The following is a 21430-nucleotide window of genomic DNA, read 5'->3' on the forward strand; positions in this document are numbered from 1 at the left end:
GGGCCGCCGTCCCTAGGATCGGCCCATGACCTCCCTCTTCACCCGCATCATCGCCGGCGAGATCCCGGGCCGGTTCGTGTGGTCGGACGACCGCTGCGTGGCGTTCCTGACCATCGCGCCCATCGCCCCTGGTCATGCGCTCGTGGTGCCGCGCGAGGAGGTCGATCACTGGATCGATCTCGACGACGACCTGGCGGCGCACCTCATGGTCGTGGCCAAGGCGGTGGGCCGGGCCCAGATGGAGGCCTTCGCCCCCAGCCGCATCGGCATGATCATCGCCGGGCTCGAGGTCCCCCACACGCACCTCCACGCCATCCCGATCGAGACCGAGGCCGACCTCGACTTCCGTCGCGCCGATGCTGGAGCCCGGGCCGAGGCGCTCGACGAGGCCGCCGACCGGTTGCGGGCGGCGCTCGCGGCCCAGGGCCACCCAGAGGCCGCTCAGCTGCCCTGAGGCGTCGCCTGCAGGAGGTAGACGCCCTGCGCCGCGTAGACCACCCGGAAGCCCTCGTCGCGCAGCCTGGCGAGGACGCGGTCGGCGTCGTCGTCGGTCCAGAACGGGCGGCCGGTGGTCCGGTCGGAGCCCGTGGTGTCGAGCAGCACCCACTCGACGCCCTCGGTGCTGGAGCGCACCCGGGCATCGGTCAGGGTGTCGGCGTCGATCGGCAGCTCGTGCACGACCGGGCGCTCGGCCACCAGCGAGGTGCTCGACGGTGACACGGCCACCGGCCCCGTGCCTTGGATCAGGTCGGCGGCGTCGAGCCGGGCGCCGTCGACCGCATCCTGGCTCCCCCACGCCCACGGCTGGCGGTACGGCGACGTGGGCGCCTCGGTCAGGAAGAACAGCGACGCCCCGGCGAGCAGGGCGAACAGGACCCGTCGGTCCACGTTGACCCGGCTGACGCTCATCTCGCCGATGCGCTCGAGGGCGGCGACCAGGGCGATGAACACGAAGGCCAGGGCCGGGGCGATGTGGGCCCCGGCCGGGGACAGGTTGATCACGCCCCGCTGGGCCGCGTCCTGCACCGCGCCGTCGGCGATCATCGCCAGGGCCAGGCACGGCAGCGCACCCGACAGCTTCCGCGGCGCCACCATCGGCAGGAACAGCAGCGGGGCCAGGACCAGCACGAGGAACAGCACCGCCGGCTCGGCCACCAGCTGGCGGAGCTGATCGACGGGATCCGTCAGCAGCTGGGGCACCACGGCCAGCGGCCCCGTGGCCCGGGCGACGAACTCGCCCGCCGGCGTGAGCGTCCCCGTGGGGAGCTGCGGGTCGAGGACCAGCACCGCCACCGCCGACCAGGCGATCCCGACCAGGGCGGTGATCCAGCCCGGCCGCCGGTACCCCGTCAGGAACAGGACCAGCCCGAGCCCGGCGATGGTGAGGCCGAGCGATGCGCCGCACAGGAGCACCGCCGCCACCAGGACCCCGTACCGGTACCAGTGCGACCGCAGGGCCTGGAGGTACGCCCACAGGAGGAGGGGCAGGGCGATGGCCTCGGGGTGGAACGAGGTGAGGTTGGCCCGGTGCAGCGCCGGGGCCAGGGCGTACGCGGCGATGACGACCGACGTGGCGCCGACGCGCAGCCGCGCCTCGTCGCGCGCCAGGCGCCAAAGCGGCACGATGGCGATCGCCAGCGCCGCCGCCTGGACGACGGCGAACACGGCCTCGGGTGACACGAGCCGCCCGAGCTGGAGCACCGGTTCGGCCACGAACGCCCAGGTGGCGTGGGCGGGATCGAGGCCTCCCATCGGGTGCCCGGCGCCACCGTGGTCGCGGCGCCACACGGCCTGGAGCCAGGGCCCGAGGCCGCTGCCGCCGTCGAGCGAGCGCTCAGCAGCTGCGTCGAGCGCGAGGAACAGGACGAACGTGGCGAACGCGAGCGCCCACGGCAGCAGGCGATCGGCGGTCTCGCCGTCGAGCTGCCCCTGGAGGCGCAGGACGAACCGCTGCCAGCGACGTCGGATGCTGGGACCGGCGGCCCGGTCGTTCACCCGGGAGAGGCCTCGGGCTCGCCCAGCCGGGGCTGGACCGGTGCGGGCGCGACCTCGTCGACCAGGTGCGGGCCGGTGTTCTTCACGCTGTTGACCTGGGTGGACACCGGGTGCATGCGAAGGGCATCGGACGGGGCGGGGACCAGGAGCTGGCCGAGCAGCTCGAGGTCGGTGTTGTCCGGGTCGAGCCAGGTCTCCCACTGCGACCGGGGGAGGATCACCGGCATCCGGTCGTGGAGCGTGGCCAGGAGCTCGTTGGGGGTGGTGGTGATGATGGTGGCCGACCGCAGGCGCTCGGAGCGCTCCTGGTCGGGTCGGCGCCACGACTCCCACAGCCCGGCGAACGCCAGCGGCTCCCCGTCGGGCCGGCTGATGAAGTACGGCTGCTTGACCTTCTGGCCGTCGAGCTTGCGCCACTCGTAGAAGCCGTCGGCGGGCACGATGCACCGCTTGTGCTCGAAGGGGCGCTTGAACGCGCTCTTGGTGGCCAGCCCTTCGGCCCGGGCGTTGATCATCTTGGCCCCGACCGACGGCGACTTGGCCCAGAACGGGACCAGGCCCCAGTGGTGCTGGGCGACCCGGCGGGTGCCGCCATCGTCGAGGACGACGTAGATGTCGTCGGTGGGAGCGACGTTCCAGTTCGGCTCGAGCGCCTGCTCGGGCTCGGCCTCGGCATCGAAGTACCGGGCGATCTCATCGGAGGTCGAGGCCGAGACGTACCGACCGCACATCGCGGGCGGACCTAGGCCGTTGCAGCGCGGCTGGGCTGGGAGCGCCCCGACACGACGAGCGCCCCGACCGAAGCCAGGCCCACCACCAGCCCGGCGGCCGGCCCGAACGCCGAGCCGCTCAGCACCACGGCGGCGAGGAGCTGCACGGTGAGGGCCAGGCGCCGTGAGGCGGGAGCCAGCGCATCGAGCCGCTCGTGCACCCGGTTGAGCGCCGCCGGCGAGGTGGCGTTGCGCCCGATGTAGACCGCGCTCCCCCGGACGAGGCCGAAGGTGGCCCCGATGGCCACGGCCACCAGCGGGCTGGCACCCAGGATGGCGAGGGCGATCGTGAGGAACACGCCCGCCGTCATGATGTAGGTGGCCACGCCGAAGCCGATCTGCCAGCCGAAGCCGGCCCCGTAGACCCGCGACCGGTAGGTGCGCAGCCAGGCGTCGTTCACCTGGCGCTTGAAGATGGGCAGCTCGATGCCGAACGCTCCCAGGTCGATCCCGGCGGTGACGATGGCCGCCGCCGCCCCGATCCCCCACCGGACGGTGGTGCTGAGGTCGGCCAGGGCGAGCAGCGAGGCGGCGCCGGCCGCGACCGCACCCAGGCACAGGCCGCCGACGATGCCGCCGGCGAGGAACCATCGGGCGGTCACGGAGAACCGGTTGCCGCGGCCCGCCTCGGTCATGGGCGTGATCGACGACAGCATCGACAGGCCGCAGGGGGACCACACCCCGCGCCCGGCGGAGACCGCCGCCACGAGGATCCCGAGCGTCAAGAAGAGGTACATGGTGCCAGCATGCTACCGAGCCGGCCCCGGCGGGTTGATCTGGCCGCCACCCCCGCTCCGCTTGGATACGTTGCCCCGATGCCGACAGGGACACCCATGGGATCGAGCACCTCCGCCGTCGGCTCGTCAGGCCCTGCGCTCGACGTGGACGCCCTGGCCGTGCTCAACGCCGTGCCCGGCGTGGTGGGCCTCATCAGCGCGTCCGGCGAGGTGCTGTGGATCAACGACTCGATGAGCGAGCTCACGGGCTACACCGCCGAGGAGCTGGTGGGGTCGAGCATGCTCGACCACCTCGACATCGAGTGGAACCCGCTGGCCCTGGAATCGATCAGCTACGCGCTCGACAACCCCGGACTGCGCCTCCCCACGATGCTCCGCTTCCACACCGCCCGTGGCGTCCCGGTGGTCATGGAGGCGACGGCGAACAACCAGCTCGACAACCCGCTGATCAACGGGCTGGTGGTCCACCTGCGCCCGAGCGACGAGCGCCAGCTCCTCGACGGGATCCTGGAGTCGTTCGCGGCCGGCGAATCGCTCGCGTCCACCATCGGCCGGGTGCACGATGTCGCGCGCGCCGAGACGATGCGCTCCGAGTCGGCGGTCGTCCTGCTGTTCCCGGGGGCCGAGCTGGACGGGCCGGTCGTGGCCTCCTCCCCCATCGTCGACACGCTCAGCAGCGTGTCCGGCCTGGCCACCCCCTGGGCCGTGGCCGCGGCGAGGGCCGAGCCGGTCCTGATGGGCAACCTCGACGAGCTGCCCGACGCCCTGCGCTCGGTGGCTGCTGCCGCCGGGTTCGAGGCGTGCTGGGCGTACCCCATCCGTCGCTCCGGCCGGAACACCGCCGACGGGGTGATGGTGTTCTGGCGCTGCGAGCCCGGGCTCCCGGAGCCGAGCGCCACGATGATGGCCGAACGGCTGGTCCGCCTCTGCGAGCTGGTCCTCGAGCGCGTGGAGCACCACCGGGAGCTGCAGCACTCGGCCAGCCACGATGCGCTCACCGGGCTGGTGAACCGCTCGCACTTCTTCGCCACGGTCGACGGGCACCTCGCCCGGTCCACCACATCGCTCGGCGTCCTGTACCTCGACCTCGACGGCTTCAAGCCGATCAACGACCAGTGGGGCCACGGCTACGGCGATCAGGTCCTCCAGGTGGTGGCCGACCGCCTGAGGGCGTCGGTCCGGCCCACCGACACGGTCGGCAGGCTGGGTGGCGATGAGTTCGCGGTGGCCTGCCCCGGTGCCGACACCGACGAGCTCATCCGGCTCGCCGACCGGTTGCTGGCGGTCGTGCGGGCCCCGATCACCGTGCGGGGCGAGGTGCTGCGGGTGGGCACGAGCATCGGCATGGCGTCGTGCGAGCCCGGGTCCGCGGTCGGCCAGGGCGAGGTCCTGGTCGCCGAGGCCGACGGGGCGCTCATCTCGGCCAAGGCCACCGCCAAGGGCAGCTGGAAGCTCAGCGGCGACGGGGTCTGACGCTCAGCCCCGGCGGCGCCGCCACCGTGACGACGACCCCTCCACCGCCGCCACCGCGGTGCCGTGGTCGCTGTGGGGCTGGATGGGCTGGTCGAGCAGCCAGACCAGGTCGTCGGCCACGTCGGGGGGCAGGAGGTGGAGCTCGTCGCGCATCTCCGCGTAGATGGCGTACGCCCCTTCCGAGCTGATGGTCAGGGTGCGGAGCTGACGGGGCTCGAGCGGGCCGAGTGCGGGCACGACCCCGTGGCCTGCGGCCAAGAAGTTGACCTTCGTCCGGACGCACTTCTCGCAGCGGCCGCAGTTCCGGCCCAGGTCGTCGCCGGCCCAGCACACCCGGATGTGCTCGCGCACCGAGTCGAGCTGGCCGATCGCCTCGCACTTCTGGGTGCGGGTCTGACCGGCGCCGGTGTGGACCAGGCGCATCCGGCTGCTCGACAGCAGGGGCCCGGTGATCGGGTTGCTGCCCCACGGGATCGTGATCTGGCTGTAGGTGTTGTCGGCAGCCATGGCGGCGACCCCGGCCCGATCGCTGAACAGGTGGAGCACCGATCCCAGCGCGGCCCCGAACGACATCTCCCACTCGGGGTCGGCGACGGCCTGCCAGTTGGTGCGCATGGTCACCAAGGGGATCTCGAGCTCGCCGGTGATCACGGCCGCGGCCCGGGCCGCCACCGCGAAGCCCTCGGGATCGTCGAGCGGGATGTCGAACCCGTGGACCAGCACGGCGCCGGCGAGGTCGAGGCTGCGCCGGCCGAGGAGCCGGTTGCGGTGGGCGAAGGTGGCGTAGGTGGCGTCGACGCCACCTGAGAACGCGCACATGGCGGTGGCGGCCAGCGGGCCGGGTGCGTCTGTCCGGTCGTCGATGATCTCCTCGGCGGTGATCCGGACGCGTTGGAAGATGTCGGGCCGCCAGTGGGTCCAGGCGTCGACGAACTCCTCGAGGTTGGCGAGCAGCTGGTACGACACCGGGCCCTCGAGGTGCAGGTCCTGGCTGAAGTTCATGGCCTTCGGCAGCAGCGCGATCGCCAGGGGGTCGAGGCGGTCGAGGGAATCCGGCGGCTTGCCGTCGAGGGTCTCCCACCACAGCTGGCGGTCGAGGTCGTGGTCGGTGAACAGGTCGACGACGATGCGCTCGACCTCGGAGGTCGGCGCCACGCGGGCGCGGATCACCACGGGGCAGCGCCCGTCGGCCCTGCCATCGGACGCAACCGCCCCGTCTGTCGTCGATCGCCCACGAGCTCTCCTCTGCTCGAGCCCAACCTAGCGGCGCGCTGGCCAGGGTCGATGCCCAGGGATGGGGCTGCCGGAGCGGTCCGCTGTACGGTGCCGGATGCGTCGCTTCCTCGCGCGAGCCGTGCTCGCCATCTCCCGGTACAAGATCACCGGGACCCCGCCCGAAGACCCGGTCTGCGTCCTCGTGGCGGCCCCGCACACGTCGAACTGGGACTTCTTCTTGATGCTGGCGATGGCCTGGGACAGCGGCATCTCGCCGGTCTGGCTGGGGAAGAAGGAGATGTTCTGGGGGCCCCTCGCGCCCCTGTTCCGATCGATGGGCGGCATCGCCGTCGACCGGGAGAACGCCGGCGGCCTGGCCGAGAGCATCGCCGAGCGGGCCCGGGCCGGCCACGTGAGCGCCGTGGTCATCCCCGCCGAGGCCACCCGCTCGCGCGGGACCTACTGGAAGTCGGGCTTCCGGCGCATCGCCGCCGACGCCGGCATCCCGATGGTGCTGACGTACCTCGACGGCCCCACCCGCACCGGCGGGTACGGCCCGTCGTTCCACCCCACCGCCGACGTCGTCGCCGACATGGACCGGGTCCGGGCCTTCTACGCCGACAAGCACGGGCTGCGCCCCGACCGCTTCACCCCGCCGCGCCTGCGCGAAGAGGAGAGCGTGGCGGCGGAGGCCAGCTGACCGCTCGTCGCCGTTCGGGTGCCCTGGGACGGCGAGAGGGCCGGCCCTTGCGGACCGGCCCCCTTGCTTCCACGTCGGGCTGAGAGGATTTGAACCTCCGACCCCTTGACCCCCAGTCAAGTGCGCTAACCAAGCTGCGCTACAGCCCGTGGGGAGGATCACCCTAGTACGGCCGGTTCCGCCGCCCCGAACCGGTTGTCCGCTTGGCCTCGGCGGCCGGCACGCCTCGTGAGCAGGCCGGCGGCGGGGCCTCAGGCGGAGGTCGAGGCGTCGATCACGACGGCTGCGTGGGGCGGCAGGGTGGCCATGCCGGGACGCACCACGGCGCCGCGATCGCTGGTCAGCAGCACCGGACCGTCGCCTCCGAGGGCGAGCGGCACCTGGAGGGTGGCCGAGCCGAGGTTGGCCGCGACGACCACGGCGTCGTCGCCGGATCGGCGCACGAACACGATGGTCTCGTCGATCGACTCGAGCAGCGTGAGCTCGCCCGAGTGGAGCGAGGTCCGCTCGGCTCGCAGGGCGAGCAGGGCCCGGTACCAGTTGAGCAGCGAGTCGGCGTCGGCCGTTTCGGTCTCGACGTTGCGGGTCCGGTGGTTGGCGTTGATCGGCAGCCACGGGGTGACCCCGTCCGCGGTGAAGCCCGCCCCAGGCTCGGGGGTCCACTGCATCGGGGTGCGGACCTCGTCGCGGTTGAGCCGCTCCGGCATGCGCTTGTTGAGCCACTCGGGGAGCCAGCGGGCGACCACGCCCGGGATCGGGTCGTTGGCGTGGCGCAGCGGGATGTACTGGTTCTCCATCCCGATCTCCTGGCCCTGGTAGAGCACGGGCACGCCCCGGAGGGTGCAGAGCAGGGTGGCGACCACGCGGGCCTTGCGCAGATCGCCGCCGAGGCGCGACAGCGACCGGGCCCGGTCGTGGTTCTCCACCACGTAGGTCGGCACCAGGGGGGCCGGGAAGTCGGTCTCGAACTGGGCGATGAGCCTGCGGTACTTCGCTGCGGAGTAGGTGCTGGCCAGGAACTCGAACAGGAACACGAGGTGGAGGCCGTCGCGGCCCTTGTCGTGGACGTAGCGGCGCAGGACGTCGGGCCCGCCGAACACCTCGCCGAGCAGCACGCGGTCGTCGCCCTCGAACTCGTCGCAGACGGCCCGGAGGTCGGCGGCAAGGATGAAGTTCTCGTCGGTGTTGACCGTGTGGTTCGACGCCTGCACCCGTGGCATCCCCGACTCGATCATGGGCCGGCGGTCGTTGTCGCGCAGGGCCTCGTCGTGCATGATCGAGCCGAAGATGTCGAGGCGGAAGCCGTCGACGCCACGGCCGAGCCACATGCGGACCATGTCGAACATCTCGGCGCGCAGCTCGGGGTGGCGCCAGTTCAGGTCGGGCTGGAAGGACAGGAACGACGCCAGGTACCACTGCTGGCGCTCCTCGCCCCACTGCCACCGCCGGGGCAGCTGCAGCTCGGACCGCCAGTTGTTCGGGGGCTTCGGCTTGCCGTCGCGGCCGGTGAGCCCGTCGGCCCAGACGTACCAGTCGGCCTTGGGGTTGGTGCGCGAGCTGCGCGACTCGACGAACCACGGGTGCTCATCCGACGTGTGGTTGAGCACCAGGTCGAACAGCACCTTCAGGCCCTTGGCGTGGGCCTGGTCGATCAGCTCCTGGGCGTCGTCGATCGTGCCGTACTCGGGGGCCACGTCGCGGAAGTCGGCCACGTCGTAGCCGACGTCGCGCTGGGGGCTCTTGAAGAACGGCGAGACCCAGATGCTGCCGACGCCGAGGTCGACGAGGTGGTCGAGCTTCCCGATGATCCCCTGCAGGTCGCCCACCCCGTCACCGTTCGAGTCGGCGAACGATCGTGGGTACACCTGGTAGATCACGGTCGACGTCCACCACGGCTGAGCATCAGGCATCGCCGGAGGTTAGGGGGCGACCAGGGCGGTCAGTGCCGGATCGGCGTCAGCCGGGCCAGTGGCCCGTCACGGCCCAGATGATGGTCTGGATCAGGCGCCAGCCGAGGTAGAGGACCAGGGCCACGATGAGGAGCCAGAAGTGCCACGGCGCCTTGCCGCGCGCCTCCTCTTCGGGGTCCTCCTCCGCGATGAACCGGCCGCAGGTGACACACGTCCCATCGGGAGCGACCGAGCTGGGGTTGTAGAAGCGATCGCAGGTCTCACACCACGGCACGGGCACACACTCGCCTGAGCGCGGGTCCGAGGGCAAGGTGAGCGGAGGTACCCTCGGCCGTCGTGTCCGTTCTCCCCCGTCTCTCCGTGGTCATGTTCACCAACGGGCCCACCGCCCTCGTCGCCGCCTCGCTGCGGCACGTGCGGCCGGCCGCCCACGAGATCGTGGTGGCCGTCGACGACCGGGTGCCCGTCGACCAGCTCGGGCCCCTCCAGGAGGTGGCCGACCGCGTGGTGCGCGCCGAGTTCACCTACCCGCTCGAGGCCAACCTGCGGTGGCTGCACCAGCAGGCCACGGGCGACTGGGTGCTGCGCCTCGACGGGGACGACCTCGTCAGCGATGCCCTCGTCCGCAAGCTCTCGACGCCGGGATGGGACGTGGGGATCACCCACGCCTACGTGCAGTACCGGTGGCTCTGGGGCGGCGAGGACCGCATGATCGACCAGGCGCCGTGGTGGCCGGATCCGGCGCTGCGCCTCATCCGGAACCTGCCCGGCATCGCCACGTTCCCCACGGGTGCCCACGAGGCGCCGATCGTGGCCGGCAGCGCCCGCTGCTGGGACGCGCCGCTCTACCACCTCGACCTGCTGGTGCGCGACGAGGCCACCCGCGCTGCCAAGGCCACCGCGTACGAGCACCAGACGCCCGGCCACCGCACCGACCGCGGCTGGTCGGTCAGCACCACCTACTACCTGCCCGAGCGCCTCCAGACGCCGCCCCGCACCGCACCCCTGCCGCCGGTCGACGCGGCGGTGGCGGCCCAGGTGCTGGCCGCCGGCCGGTCCTCTGTCCCCCTGCCCCCGCCCACTGATCTGGCCTCCCTGGCGCTGGTCGACACCGCCGCGTCGCGCCGCACCCCGACGCCCAGCGCGGGCGATGCGGCCGTGCGGATCCTCGCCCACGATCCCGTGAACGTGGTCCAGGGGCGCAGCGCGGTCGTCACCGTCGGCGTCGTCAACCTCAGCGGTCGCACGTGGAGCCCCGGCGACGACCCGGCCGAGGTGGTGGGCGGCCGCTTCCTCGACGCGGGCGGCAACCAGGTGGGCTTCGAGCTGCGGGCTCCCCTGCCGGGGCCCGTCCCACCCGGCGAGGACGCCCTGGTGCGCCTGCCGGTGCCCGTCGGGCTGCCTGACGGCGCCGCCTACCTCCAGGCCGGTCTGGTGCAGGACGGCGTGGCGTGGCACGACGCCAAGCCCAGGGTGGGCCTCCGCGTGGTCCCGGGCCGGCGCGTCCTGGTGTCCACCGGGGTGTCGACGTTCCCGCACCTCGGCGACGACCTCATCACCCGCCAGGTGCTCGCGGCCCTGGCCCGCAACCTCCCCGATGTGGTCCCGGTCCTTCTGGCCCATCCCACCACCAACATCGGAGAGCGGTTCGGGTGCGAGGTGGCGCCGAGCCCGGCGTCGCTGCCGCCCGCGAGCAGCCGCAGCTCCGACGGCGGCCGCCGGTCCCGTGACCTCGTCACCCAGGCCCGCCTCATGGCCAAGGGCGGCGAGGCCACCGATCCGCTGGTCGCCGAGGTGCTGGCCCCCTTCGCAGCCGCGTCGGCACTCGTCCTGGCGCCGGGCGGCGGCCTCGCCAGCCGGTACTCCGAAGAGGCGCTGATGGTGTGCGCGGTCGAGGCGCTCATCGCCCGGGCCTTCGGGCTCCCGGTGCTCGTCGAAGGCCCGTCGATCGGCCCGATCGAGGTCCGTCGCGACCACGCGGCGCTGGCGCAGCTGCTCAACGACTCCAGCCGCATCACCGTCCGAGACCAGAGCTCCGCCGACGCTGCCCGCCGGATCGGACGCGCCATCAACCCCGCGGTCGTCCCCGATCCGGCCACCGCCGCGGTCGATCACGTCGGCCGCGGTGCGGCCGTGGCCGCCGACTGGCTCGCCGCCCAGAACATCCCGCCGGACCGCTCCTACGCGGTGATCAGCCTGCGCGGCGGCACGAACGACGCGTCGCACCTCGATGCCGTCCGCCACGCGGTCGAGGCCCTCCCGGAGCACACCGCGCTGGTGTTCCTCCCCCACTGCTACGACGATCCCGGCGGCAACGACGACCGGCGCCTGCTCGACGACCCGTGGGTCGCGGGCCACCTCGTCCCCTGGGACGTCCGCCTGGGCGATGCCGCGGCGGTCGGCCTGGTGGCCGGCGCATCGGTCACCCTCGGCACCCGGTTCCACCTCAGCGTGCTGGCGGCGGCCGCCGGCGTCCGGGCCGTGGCCATGGTCGGCGACGAGTACGACCGCCTCCGCATCCGGGGGCTCAAGCGCTCCACCGGTGTGCGGGTGGTCGAGCTCGACAACCCCGAGGCCGCCGCGGCGGCGGTCGCCGACCTGATCGCCGCGCCCGATCCCGAGCCCATCGAGCACTGGGACCCCAACGTGTTCACCGCCGCCCTGGCCGAGCTCCTCCCCACCGCCCCTCGCCTGGCCTGAGCGTCGTCGACGGCGAAGGATGTGCTCGGGTCAGCTCCGGTAGGCGCGGGAGCGGGGGCCGTGGTGGGCCACGCCGCTGGGGACCGGTCGGCCGACCAGCTCCTCGATGATCGTCGCCGCCTCGATGAGCGGCTCGATGGCGATGCCGGTGCGGACACCCAGGTCGTCGAGCATCGCGACCAGCGCCTCGGTGGCGAGGTTGCCCCCCGCCCCGTGGGCGAACGGAGAGCCGCCGAGACCGCCGACCGACGTGTCGAACCGGTCGATGCCGTGCTGCAGGGCGGCGTAGGCGTTGACCAGCGCCGTGCCGCGCGTGTCGTGGAGGTGCAGCCCGGGCCGCTCCCCCACCACGCCGCCGGCGCTGACCGCGCCGAGCACCTCGTGGACCCGTCGGGGCGTGGCCATGCCGGTGGTGTCGGCGTAGGTGATGGACGTGGCGCCGGCGTCGACCAGGCGGCCGGCCAGGGCGGCGATGGCGACCGGGGCGATCTCGCCCTCGTAGGGCGAGCCGAACGCGCAGGAGATGACCGCATCGACCTCGACCCCGGCGGCATCGGCGAGCCGGGCGATCTCGGCGATGGAGCCCTCGGACTCCTGCGTCGACATCTTCACGTTGCGCTCGTTGTAGACCTCCGAGGCGGAGATGGTGACGGTGAGCTCGTCGGCGCCGGCCTCGAGGGCCAGCTGCGCGCCGCGCGCGTTGGGCACCAGGGCGGCGCGCACGAGGCCCTCGCGAGGGCCCACCGCCGCGAACACCTCACCGGCGCCGGCCATGGCGGGCACCGCCTTGGGCGACACGAACGCGGCGATCTCGATGTGGGTGAGCCCGGCGGCGATCAGCGCTTCGACGAGGCGCACGCGCGCCGCGACCGGCACCGGCTCCTCGGGTTGGAGGCCGTCTCGGGGCCCGACGTCGCGGATGGTGACGGTGGCCGGAAGGCCGGCGGGGATGGTCACACCGGGGGGACGCCGTGGCGCCGGTCGGAGAAGTGCCGGTCCTTGCCCTCGGCCCGCTCGAACCGGCGGATGATCTCGGTGCGGAGGTCGGCGGGCTCGATGATGGCGTCGATCACCAGCTCCGAGGCCAGGCGCAAGATGTCGACGTCCTCCTCGTAGATGCGCCGCTGCTCGGCCACGAACGCCTCGGCTTCGGCGGGGTCCTCGATGGCGGCGATCTTGTTGGCGAACACGGCGTTGACCGCGGCCTCGGGACCCATGACCGCGATCTTGGCGGTGGGCAGGGCGATGGTGGCCTCGGGCTCGAACGCCGGCCCGGCCATGGCGTAGAGCCCGGCGCCGTAGGCCTTGCGGAGCACGATGCAGAGCTTGGGCACGGTGGCCTCGGAGATGGCGGTGACCATCTTGGCGCCGTGGCGGATGATCCCCTGCCGCTCGACCTGGGTGCCGATCATGAACCCGGGCACGTCGGCCAGGAACACCAGCGGGATGTTGAAGGCGTCGCAGAGCAGGACGAACCGCGCCGCCTTGTCGGCGGTGTCGGTGAACAGCACCCCGCCCTTCACCATCGGGTTGTTGGCCACGAACCCGACCGGCTTGCCGTCGACGAGCCCGAGGCCCGTCACCAGCTCCGGCGCGAACAGCGGCTTGATCTCGAAGAAGCTCTCGGCGTCGACGAGGCCGTCGATGACCGTGTGGATGTCGTAGGCCGCCTTGTCGTCGCTCGGGATCGAGTCGGCGTGCAGCGGCGCTGAGGGACCGGCCGGCGCGTAGCGGGGCGGATCCTGGCGCCAGGTGGTCGGGAAGTACGTGAACCAGGCCCGAGCCTGGTCGATGGCGTCTTCGTCGTCGACCGCCAGGTTGTCGCCGCAGCCCGAGACGGTGGCGTGCATCCGGGCGCCGCCGGTCTCCTCGAGGGTGGCCTTCTCGCCGATGACCATCTCGGCCATGCGGGGCGAGCCCAGGTACATCGAGGCGTTGCCCTCGACCATGATCACGATGTCGCAGAAGCTCGGGATGTAGGCACCACCAGCGGCTGACGGGCCGAAGAGGCAGCAGATCTGCGGGACGCGGCCCGACAGCTTCACCTGGTTGTAGAAGATCCGCCCGGCGCCGCGGCGGCCGGGGAACAGCTGGACCTGATCGGTGATGCGGGCGCCGGCCGAGTCGACCAGCCAGAAGATCGGCAGCTCGTGCTTGAGGGCGTACTCGGCGGCCCGGATCATCTTCTCGACGGTGCGGGCCCCCCACGAGCCGGCCTTGACCGTGGGGTCGTTGGCCACCACGACGACCGAGCGGCCGTCGATCTGGCCGACCCCGGTGACCACGCCGTCCGCGGGGAGGTCGGAGGCCGAGGTGTTGGCGAGCAGGGCGTCCTCGACGAACGATCCGGCGTCGAGCAGCAGGGCGAGGCGGTCGCGGACGAAGAGCTTCCCTTGCTTCTCGAGCTTGTCGCCGACCTTGGCCAGGTTGCCGGCCAGGGCCCGTTCGGCGGCGGCGGCCACCCGCTGGCTGTCGGTGGGATCGCCCGAGGGGTGGTCGGTCGGCGAGGTGGCTGGCGGTTCGTCGGTCACCGCCGGATCCTAGTGATCGCCCTCCTCCGGACCCGCTCGAGCAGCTACTCGCGGCGGACGGCGAGGATGGCGATGTCGTCGGTGATGGGCTCCCGGGCGAAGTCGCGCGCCGCTTCGAGCAGCGACTTCACGATGATCTCGGGATCGGCGCCCGGGTCTCGCCGGATGGCGTTGGCGATGCGCTCCTCGCCGAACATCTGGTCTCCGGCGCGTGCCTCGGACAGGCCGTCGGTGTACAGCAGCACGAGATCGCCGGAGTCGAGCGTGAGCTCCCGGGAGAGGTACGTGCCGTCCGGGTCGAGCATGAGCAGCGGCCCGGTGCTGCGCAGCGGCCGGACGTCTCGCTCGTGCCACAGCCACACGGCGGGGTGGCCGGCGGATGCGTAGCGGATGGTGCCGGCGTCGGTGTCGAACACCACGACGCACAGGGAGATCATCTCCTCCTCGCGGCCCAGCGCCGACAGCTGGGCGTTGAGCTCCTCGAGCGCCTGCGCCGGGTCACGGAACTGCCGGAGGAACACGCGCAGCAGGTACTTGGCCTGGAAGGCGGTGATCGACGGCTCGATGCCGTGCCCGGTCACGTCGCCGATGACGGCCACCACGCGCGTGGGCGCCACCCGGAACACGTCGTAGAAGTCGCCGGCCATCATCCCGGTGCCGGCCTGGTACACCGAGCCGGCGGTGAACCCGGTGATGTCGGGCAGGGTCTCGGGGGCGAGGCGCTCGGCCCAGCGGCGCGGGGCGAGGTCCTCCTGCGACAGCACCTCTTCGGCGCGGCGCTCCAGGGCGAGCCGGCTCTCGGCCAGGCGCGAGTCGCGCACGAAGTCTCGGCCGTACACCACCGAGACGGCCACGGGGATGAGCACGAGCGCGAACAGCAGCGTGGACCCGCGCTCAAGGAACGCGCCACCGGCGCTGGCGATGGTGAGCACCGTGTAGAGCACGGTGGAGTGGACGTCCTTGCGGAACGCCGAGCGGGCGATGGTGGCCGCATCGGACTCGCGCCCGAACTCGCCCTCGGCGCGCCGAGCGACCTTGCGCAGGCGCAGCGCAGACCGCGCCCACACCGCTGCCGCAACGGCACAGGCAGCAGCCACCACGAGCAACAGCGGATGTTTCATGGTCTGGCGATGCTACCGCTGCGCCCGGTCGGACCACCGGGAGGACACCCGGTAGGTGATCTCGATGCCGACCGCCCCGGCGGCGCCGATGGCGAGGGCCTGGGGCAGGAACGTGGTGGGGATCGAGAGCTGGAAGAAGTCGCGGACCGGCGGGATCGCGATGGCGGCCACCGCGATGCCCGCCATCGCCCACAGGAGCGCGAGCTTCCAGCGGTCGTAGGGGCGGGCGAGCACGGCGAGGATCCAGAGCGAGACGCAGAGGGCGGCGATGGTGGCGGCGGTCTGGCGCTCGATCTTCGTGAGGTTCTCGGCGTCGGCGAGCAGGTACGACGAGAAGATCGCCAACGCCGAGATCGTGCCGGCGGGGATGGCGAACGACAGCACCCTGCGCAGGAACCCGGGCCGGTAGCGGGCGGTGTTCGGGGCGAAGGCCAGGGCGAACGCCGGGATGCCGATGGTGACCGAGCTGATGAGCGTGAGGTGCCGGGGGCTGAACGGGTAGGGCAGGCGGGCGATGCTGACCAGCAGGATCAGCAGGAACGCGTACGTGTTCTTCGAGATGAACAGCGACGCCACCCGCTCGATGTTGCCGATGACGCGGCGGCCCTCGGCCAGCACGGTGGGCAGCCGGGAGAACTGACCGTCGAGCAGCACGAGCTGCGCGGCCGCCCGGGTGGCGGGGGCGCCGTTGCCCATGGCGACGCCGATGTCGGCGTCCTTGAGGGCCAGCGCGTCGTTGACGCCGTCGCCGGTCATGGCCACCACGTGGCCCTCGTCCTGGAGGGCCCGGACCATGGCCTGCTTCTGCTTGGGGCTGACCCGGCCGAAGACCGTGGTGGTGGCCACCGCCTCGGCCAGGTCCTCGGCCGTGTCGCCGAGGGTCCGGGCATCGACGGGGGTGCCCACGTCGATGCCGACCTCGGTGGCGATGGCCCCGACCGTGGTCGGGTTGTCGCCGGAGATCACCTTGATGTCGACGCCCTGCTCGGCGAAGAACGCGAGTGTCTCGGCCGCATCGGGACGGACCTGCTCCGCGAGGGTGCACAGCGCCGCCGATGTGCGGTCGGCGGGCAGGACCTCCCCCTGCAGCGGCCCGTCGTGGTGCTGCACGAGCAGCACGCGGCGCCCGGTGGACGCCAGCTCGCCGACCTGTTCGCGCAGCGGGTCGTCATCGGCCAGCAGCACCTCGGGGGCCCCCAGGAACCAGCTGCCGCGAGCGCCGAACGAGGCGGCGCTCCACTTGCGGCCCGACGAGAACGCCACATCGCCGTCGCGGTCCCACCCGTCGCCGGGCAGGTACACGCCGCCGATGGCCGCCAGGCTGGCGTTGGGGTCGGGAGCGTCGGCCAGGGCTCCGAGCGCCTCGGCCACCGTTGCCTCGCTGATCGCCGCGGGGTCGACCACGTGCAGGGCGTCGAACACGATGTCGCCCACGGTGAGGGTGCCGGTCTTGTCGAGGCAGACGACGTCGACCCGGGCGAGGCCCTCCACCGCCGGCAGCTCCTGCACGAGCACCTGGCGCTTGGTGAGCGCCAGGGCGGCCAGCAGGAACGCCACGCTGGTGAGCAGGACGAGGCCTTCGGGCACCATGCCGACGAGGGCCGCGACGCTGCCGGTGATCGGATCGCGCCAGTCGCCGCTCTCGTTCGTGTGGAACTGCGACCAGAGCAGCAGCGGGGTGACGCCCACGATGGCCCACGTGATGATCCGCAGCAGGAAGTCGATCGAGACCTCGATCTCGCTCCTGGTCCGCTTGAACACCTTGACCTCGGCGGCCAGCTTGCGGGCGTAGGCGTCGGCCCCCACCGCGGTGGCCTGGAAGCGGCCGCGGCCGGCGACGACGATGGTGCCCGACAGCACCGTGTCGCCCTCCTGCTTCGCCACCGGATCGGACTCGCCGGTGAGCGCCGACTCGTTGATCTCGAGCCCCACGCTGTGGGCGACGATGCCGTCGGCGGGCACCTGGTCGCCCGTGCGCACCACCACCAGGTCGCCGAGGACGACGTCGGCGATCGCCAGGTCGGTCTCGGCCCCGTCGCGGATGACGGCGGCGGTGGGCGCGTTGAGCACGGCGAGGCGGTCGAGGGTCCGCTTGGCCCGGACCTCCTGGCCGATGCCGATGATGGCGTTGATCACCAGCACGAGGGCGAACAGCGCGTCGCCGAACCGGCCGGTGGCGAGGACGGCCACGGCGAGGACCGCCAAGATGGCGTTGAAGCGCGTGAAGACGTTGGCCCGGACGATCTCCTCGACCGTGCGCGACGTGCGCTCGTCGACCGCGTTGGTCTGGCCCTTGGCCACCCGCTCGGCGACCTCGGGTGAGGTCAGCCCGAGCGGGGGCGGGTCGTCCACAACGGGCGGCGCGTCGGTCATCGAAGGGTTCCGCCTCGGATCAGTTGGAGCGGTGCCGGACCCGGAGCTTGATCGGCGTGGCGCCGAGATCGAACGCCTCCCGGAGCTTGCGCTCGATGTAGCGCAGGTAGGTGGCCGGGATCTCCTTGTTGGCGAACAAGGTGAACGTGGGCGGATCGGTGGCGCCCTGGGTGGCGTAGAGGATGCGGCCGCCGTGGGGCGCGGGCTGCGCCGACTGCGCCGCGAACACCACGTCGTTGACCCGCCGGGTCGGGACCCGCTTGTGGTAGCCCTCGATCGTCTCGGCCAGGGCGGGCAGGAGGCGGTGGACGTTGCGGCCGGTCAGCGCCGAGATGCGGATGACCTCGCTCTCGCCCAGGAACGCCAGCTTCTGGCCGACCTCGTAGGTGACCGCCGCGCGGGCCTCGGTGCCGAGCAGCTCCCACTTGTTGAGCAGGATGACGATCGGGCACCCGGCGGCGTCGATGCGCTCGGCCAGGCGCTGGTCCTGGTGGGTGACGCCCTCGGTGGCGTCGATCACCAGCAGCGCCACATCGGACGAGTCGACGGCCTGGAGGGCCCGCACGAACGAGAAGTACTCGGTGCTCTCCTCGATCCGGGACTTGCGGCGCATGCCGGCGGTGTCGACGAACTTGATGGGACCGTCGGGCGTCTCGACGATGGTGTCGATGGCGTCACGGGTGGTGCCGGGCATGTCGTGGACCACGGAGCGGTCCTCGCCGATGAGCCGGTTGAACAGGGTGGACTTGCCGACGTTGGGCCGTCCCACCAGGGCGACGGCGAACACCCGCTCGTCACCGGTGTCGACCAGCTCCTCTTCGGGGTCGAGGTCGGGCTGCGGGAGCACGTCGACCAACGCATCGAGGACGTCGCCGGTGCCGAGGCCGTGCAGCGCGCTCACCGGCCACGGGTTGCCCAGCCCCAGGCCGAGCAGCTCCCACATGGCCGCCTCCCAGCTGGGATCGTCGACCTTGTTGGCCACCAGGAACACGGGCTGGTTGGCGTGGCGGAGCAGCTCGGCGATGCGGGCGTCCTCCTCGGTGATCCCCATCGAGACGTCGGTGACCAGGATCAGGGCGTCGGCCTCCTTGATGGCCTGCTCGCTCTGGCGGCTGACCTTCTCGTCGAGCGCGGAGCCGCCGGGCATCCAGCCGCCCGTGTCGACGAGGCGGAAGTGGGTGCCGATCCACTCGGCCTCCACCTCCTTGCGGTCACGGGTGACGCCGGGCAGCTCCTCGACGATGGCCACGCGCTTGCCGACGATGCGGTTCAGCAACGTGGACTTGCCGACGTTGGGGCGGCCGATGATGGCCACCATGGGGAGCTCGGACATGGTCAGGCCTCCAAGGCCCGGCGCAGCGCAGCGCCGTCAGTAGGGATGATCTCCACCGCGCGCGGCAGGTCGGCAGGGCTGGTGCCGTCGAGGAACCGACCGCCGGAGAGGCAGACGTCGGGCAAGAGGTAGCGGTGCGTCTCGGGCTCCAGCGCCAGGACGCGGGCGAGGTCTTCGCCGACCATCAGGCCGGTGACCGAGGTGGTGCCGCCGAAGAACCGGTTCTCGACGGGCAGCACCCGGACCGTGGGTCGGCCCAGCGACTCGACCAGCGGCGTGATGATCGCCGCGCCGGCGGTGCTGGTGAGCACGGCGGTGGGTGCGCCCTTGCGGGGCTTGAGCGCGACCGCGACGCCCCCGCCGGATCCGGCGGGCTCGACCGCGCGCTCGTCGACCCGGATGGCGCGGTAGCCCTCGGCCGGGGCGCCGTAGTCGCCGGCGGCTTCGTAGCGGCCGCCGACGGCGATCGGCGCGGGAGCGGCAGCCGGCTCGTCGGTGGTGGTGTCGGCCCAGGCGAAGAAGCCCGACTGGGGACCGGTGGACGTGGCCGCCCGGCCGGAGAACTCGAGCTCGAACGTGCGGGCCATGCCGACGCCGTCCTCGTGCATGGCGAAGCCCTCGTAGGCCTCTGGCTCGGGGAACGGGCGCCCCGCGAGCAGGTAGTACTCGTCGGAGGCCTGGACCAACCGGCGGCCGAGGACCTGCAGGTAGACCTCCTGCCAGTCGTGCACGCAGTCGATCACGGCGGCGGCCTCGGCCTGGGTGGTGGCACGCATGCGAGGCTCGGTGTTGAAGCGCGAGATGCCCAGCGGGACCACGCAGATGCTGGCCAGCTCGGGGTAGTGCTCGAGCACGCTGGCGAGCGTCTCGTCGAGCACAGCGCCGTCGTTGAGGCCGGGGCAGCAGACGATCTGGCCGTGGACCTCGATCCCGTGGTCGAGCAGCGCCCGCAGCCAACGGAGGCTCGGGCCGCCGCGCCGGTTGCGCAGCAGGTCGTTGCGGGCCGCGGGGTCGAACGCGTGGATGCTGACGTTGAGCGGCGACAGCCCCTCGGTGATGACCCGTTCCAGGTCGGCCTCGGTGAACCGGGTGAGCGTGGTGAAGTTCCCGTACAGGAAGCTCAGCCGGTAGTCGTCGTCCTTGAGGTAGAGGCTCTTCCGCATCCCGGGCGGGAGCTGGTAGATGAAGCAGAACTCGCAGTGGTTGTCGCACGTGCGCAGCTGGTCGAACAGCGCGGAGTGCACGTCGATGCCGAGCGGTTCGCCGGCAGCCTTCTCCACCTCGATCGACAGCTCCAGGCCGCCGCGCGCGATGTCGAGCACCGGATCGGGCTCGTCGGTCAGCCAGGTCCAGCGGATGATGTCTCGGGGGCGCTCGCCGTCGACGGCCACCACCTCGTCGCCCACGTGGACCCCAGCGAGCGCGGCCGGCGAACCGGGCGCGACAGCGAGGACTCGGGGCGCAGACATAGGGGACGATCCTACCGGGAAGCCCCGCTCACCCCTCTGGTCTGGGGGTTCGGGCGCACCGGTAGGGTTGGGGCATGGCCGTCGACAAGGTGCTGCTGGCTGCCCCGAGAGGGTTCTGTGCCGGGGTGGAGATGGCCATCAAGGCCCTGGCCTGGATGGTGCGGGCCTTCGAGCCGCCCGTGTACTGCTACCACGAGATCGTCCACAACCAGTCGGTGGTCAAGCGCTTCGAAGATCTGGGCGTGGTCTTCGTCGACGAGATCGCCGACGTGCCTCCGGGCCGGCCGCTCATGCTGTCGGCCCACGGCTCCGCTCCCGAGGTGGTGGCCGCCGCACGCGCCAACGGCGGCTACGTGGTCGACGCCGTGTGCCCGTTGGTCACCAAGGTCCACCACGAGGTGAAGGTGCGGGCCGGCAAGGGCTACCAGATCGTCTATGTGGGCCACGACGGCCACGAGGAGGCCGTCGGCACCATGGCCGTCGCCCCCGACGCCATCCACCGCGTCGAGAACATCGACGAGGTCGACGCCCTCCCCCAGTTCGAGACCCCGGTCGCCATGCTGGCCCAGACCACCCTCAGCCACCGCGACTGGAAGGGCGTCCTCGACGCCACCCGGGAGCGCTTCCCCGACCTGTGGACCCCGGGCCGCTCCGACCTGTGCTTCGCCACCACCAACCGCCAGGGCGCGCTGGCCGAGATCGCCCCGCAGTGCGATGCCGTCGTCGTGATCGGCTCGGCCAACTCGTCCAACACCGTGGCCCTCGAGAAGCTGGCCCGAGACGCCGGCACCCGCGTCCACCGCATCAACTCGGCCGCTGAGCTCCCCGACGACCTCAGCGGCGTGGTGGGCGTCACCGCCGGGGCATCGGCCCCCGAGTCGCTGGTCGAGGAGGTCATCGCCGCCCTCGCCCCCGTCAACGGCGTCGACGAGGTGGCCATCACCACCGAGGACGAGTACTTCCCCACCCCGCGCAACCTGCGAGACCTCCTCACCGGCATCGACCTGCTGGCCACGCTGTCGCTGGGCGGCTCCGTCCCCGACCGCCCCGCCGCCGACGAGCGCAGCATCCACGCTGCCGACGTCCTCGCCTCCCTCTGAAAC

Annotated in this window: 17 protein-coding genes and 1 tRNA gene; 5 read left to right on the forward strand and 13 right to left on the reverse strand. The window is 72.2% G+C overall.

All coding sequences use genetic code 11. The annotated features are described in order from the left end of the window. Positions 1-25 precede the first annotated feature (25 nt). On the forward strand, positions 26-454 hold the full coding sequence (locus ACPPVX_RS00255) for an HIT family protein (protein WP_426572867.1): 429 nt from the start codon (positions 26-28) through the stop codon (positions 452-454). On the opposite strand, the gene ACPPVX_RS00260 is transcribed toward ACPPVX_RS00255, so the two are convergent. Genes ACPPVX_RS00260 through ACPPVX_RS00270 form a run of 3 tightly spaced genes read right to left on the reverse strand, consistent with a single transcriptional unit; the run spans position 442 to position 3502 of the window. Beyond that, entirely contained in the window at positions 442-1995 is a 1554-nt protein-coding gene (locus tag ACPPVX_RS00260) for a DUF2079 domain-containing protein (RefSeq protein WP_426572868.1), read from the reverse strand. The genes ACPPVX_RS00255 and ACPPVX_RS00260 overlap by 13 nt on opposite strands. Beyond that, positions 1992-2726 carry an SOS response-associated peptidase gene (locus ACPPVX_RS00265; RefSeq protein WP_426572869.1) on the reverse strand — a complete coding sequence of 245 codons (735 nt, stop codon included), beginning with the start codon at positions 2724-2726 and terminating at the stop codon, positions 1992-1994. Before ACPPVX_RS00265 ends, ACPPVX_RS00260 begins: the two co-directional genes overlap by 4 nt. Before the next feature lie 11 nt (positions 2727-2737). Further along, entirely contained in the window at positions 2738-3502 is a 765-nt protein-coding gene (locus ACPPVX_RS00270) for a hypothetical protein (RefSeq protein ID WP_426572870.1), read from the reverse strand. 96 nt (positions 3503-3598) lie between these two features. Here ACPPVX_RS00270 and ACPPVX_RS00275 point away from each other — a divergent pair, with 96 nt between their 5' ends. Continuing rightward, positions 3599-4975, forward strand: coding sequence for a diguanylate cyclase domain-containing protein (locus tag ACPPVX_RS00275; RefSeq protein WP_426572871.1), 1377 nt, complete (start codon positions 3599-3601; stop codon positions 4973-4975). A 3-nt stretch (positions 4976-4978) separates the two neighbouring features. Here the strand turns inward: ACPPVX_RS00275 and ACPPVX_RS00280 are convergent, their stop codons facing one another. Next, positions 4979-6148, reverse strand: a complete 1170-nt coding sequence (locus tag ACPPVX_RS00280) for a hypothetical protein (protein ID WP_426572872.1) — start codon at positions 6146-6148, stop codon at positions 4979-4981. Positions 6149-6305: 157 nt separating this feature from the next. Between ACPPVX_RS00280 and ACPPVX_RS00285 the strand changes: the two genes are divergently transcribed. Further along, positions 6306-6890, forward strand: a complete 585-nt coding sequence (locus ACPPVX_RS00285; RefSeq protein ID WP_426572873.1) for a 1-acyl-sn-glycerol-3-phosphate acyltransferase — start codon at positions 6306-6308, stop codon at positions 6888-6890. Between the two features lie 74 nt (positions 6891-6964). Here ACPPVX_RS00285 and ACPPVX_RS00290 read toward each other — a convergent pair. The 3 genes from ACPPVX_RS00290 to ACPPVX_RS00300 form a co-directional block, all read right to left on the reverse strand. After that, positions 6965-7039 (reverse strand) — tRNA-Pro (locus tag ACPPVX_RS00290). A 102-nt stretch (positions 7040-7141) separates the two neighbouring features. Then, positions 7142-8800, reverse strand: coding sequence for an alpha-amylase family glycosyl hydrolase (locus ACPPVX_RS00295; RefSeq protein ID WP_426572874.1), 1659 nt, complete (start codon positions 8798-8800; stop codon positions 7142-7144). Positions 8801-8846: 46 nt separating this feature from the next. Then, the gene (locus ACPPVX_RS00300) at positions 8847-9074 is read right to left on the reverse strand and encodes a hypothetical protein (protein ID WP_426572875.1); all 228 of its coding nucleotides are present in this window, start codon (positions 9072-9074) and stop codon (positions 8847-8849) included. 62 nt (positions 9075-9136) lie between these two features. Here ACPPVX_RS00300 and ACPPVX_RS00305 point away from each other — a divergent pair, with 62 nt between their 5' ends. Beyond that, positions 9137-11500, forward strand: coding sequence for a polysaccharide pyruvyl transferase family protein (locus tag ACPPVX_RS00305; protein ID WP_426572876.1), 2364 nt, complete (start codon positions 9137-9139; stop codon positions 11498-11500). Between the two features lie 30 nt (positions 11501-11530). On the opposite strand, the gene ACPPVX_RS00310 is transcribed toward ACPPVX_RS00305, so the two are convergent. Genes ACPPVX_RS00310 through ACPPVX_RS00335 form a run of 6 tightly spaced genes read right to left on the reverse strand, consistent with a single transcriptional unit; the run spans position 11531 to position 20327 of the window. Next, positions 11531-12457, reverse strand: coding sequence for a hydroxymethylglutaryl-CoA lyase (locus ACPPVX_RS00310; RefSeq protein ID WP_426572877.1), 927 nt, complete (start codon positions 12455-12457; stop codon positions 11531-11533). Further along, positions 12454-14031: an acyl-CoA carboxylase subunit beta gene (locus ACPPVX_RS00315; protein WP_426572878.1), complete on the reverse strand. Its 1578-nt coding sequence runs from the start codon at positions 14029-14031 to the stop codon at positions 12454-12456. The genes ACPPVX_RS00310 and ACPPVX_RS00315 overlap by 4 nt, the downstream gene beginning before the upstream one ends. Positions 14032-14075: 44 nt before the next feature. Next, positions 14076-15152 carry a PP2C family protein-serine/threonine phosphatase gene (locus ACPPVX_RS00320; protein ID WP_426572879.1) on the reverse strand — a complete coding sequence of 359 codons (1077 nt, stop codon included), beginning with the start codon at positions 15150-15152 and terminating at the stop codon, positions 14076-14078. Between the two features lie 12 nt (positions 15153-15164). After that, on the reverse strand, positions 15165-17525 hold the full coding sequence (locus ACPPVX_RS00325; RefSeq protein WP_426572880.1) for an HAD-IC family P-type ATPase: 2361 nt from the start codon (positions 17523-17525) through the stop codon (positions 15165-15167). Between the two features lie 19 nt (positions 17526-17544). Continuing rightward, positions 17545-18858 carry a ribosome biogenesis GTPase Der gene (gene der / locus ACPPVX_RS00330; protein WP_426572881.1) on the reverse strand — a complete coding sequence of 438 codons (1314 nt, stop codon included), beginning with the start codon at positions 18856-18858 and terminating at the stop codon, positions 17545-17547. Positions 18859-18860: 2 nt separating this feature from the next. After that, the gene (locus ACPPVX_RS00335; protein WP_426572882.1) at positions 18861-20327 is read right to left on the reverse strand and encodes a DUF512 domain-containing protein; all 1467 of its coding nucleotides are present in this window, start codon (positions 20325-20327) and stop codon (positions 18861-18863) included. A 74-nt stretch (positions 20328-20401) separates the two neighbouring features. Here ACPPVX_RS00335 and ispH point away from each other — a divergent pair, with 74 nt between their 5' ends. Next, positions 20402-21427 carry a 4-hydroxy-3-methylbut-2-enyl diphosphate reductase gene (gene ispH / locus ACPPVX_RS00340; protein ID WP_426572883.1) on the forward strand — a complete coding sequence of 342 codons (1026 nt, stop codon included), beginning with the start codon at positions 20402-20404 and terminating at the stop codon, positions 21425-21427. Positions 21428-21430 lie beyond the last annotated feature (3 nt).

Origin of the sequence: Aquihabitans sp. McL0605 (assembly GCF_049993875.1) — a bacterium.
Taxonomy (GTDB): Bacteria; Actinomycetota; Acidimicrobiia; order Acidimicrobiales; family Iamiaceae; genus Aquihabitans.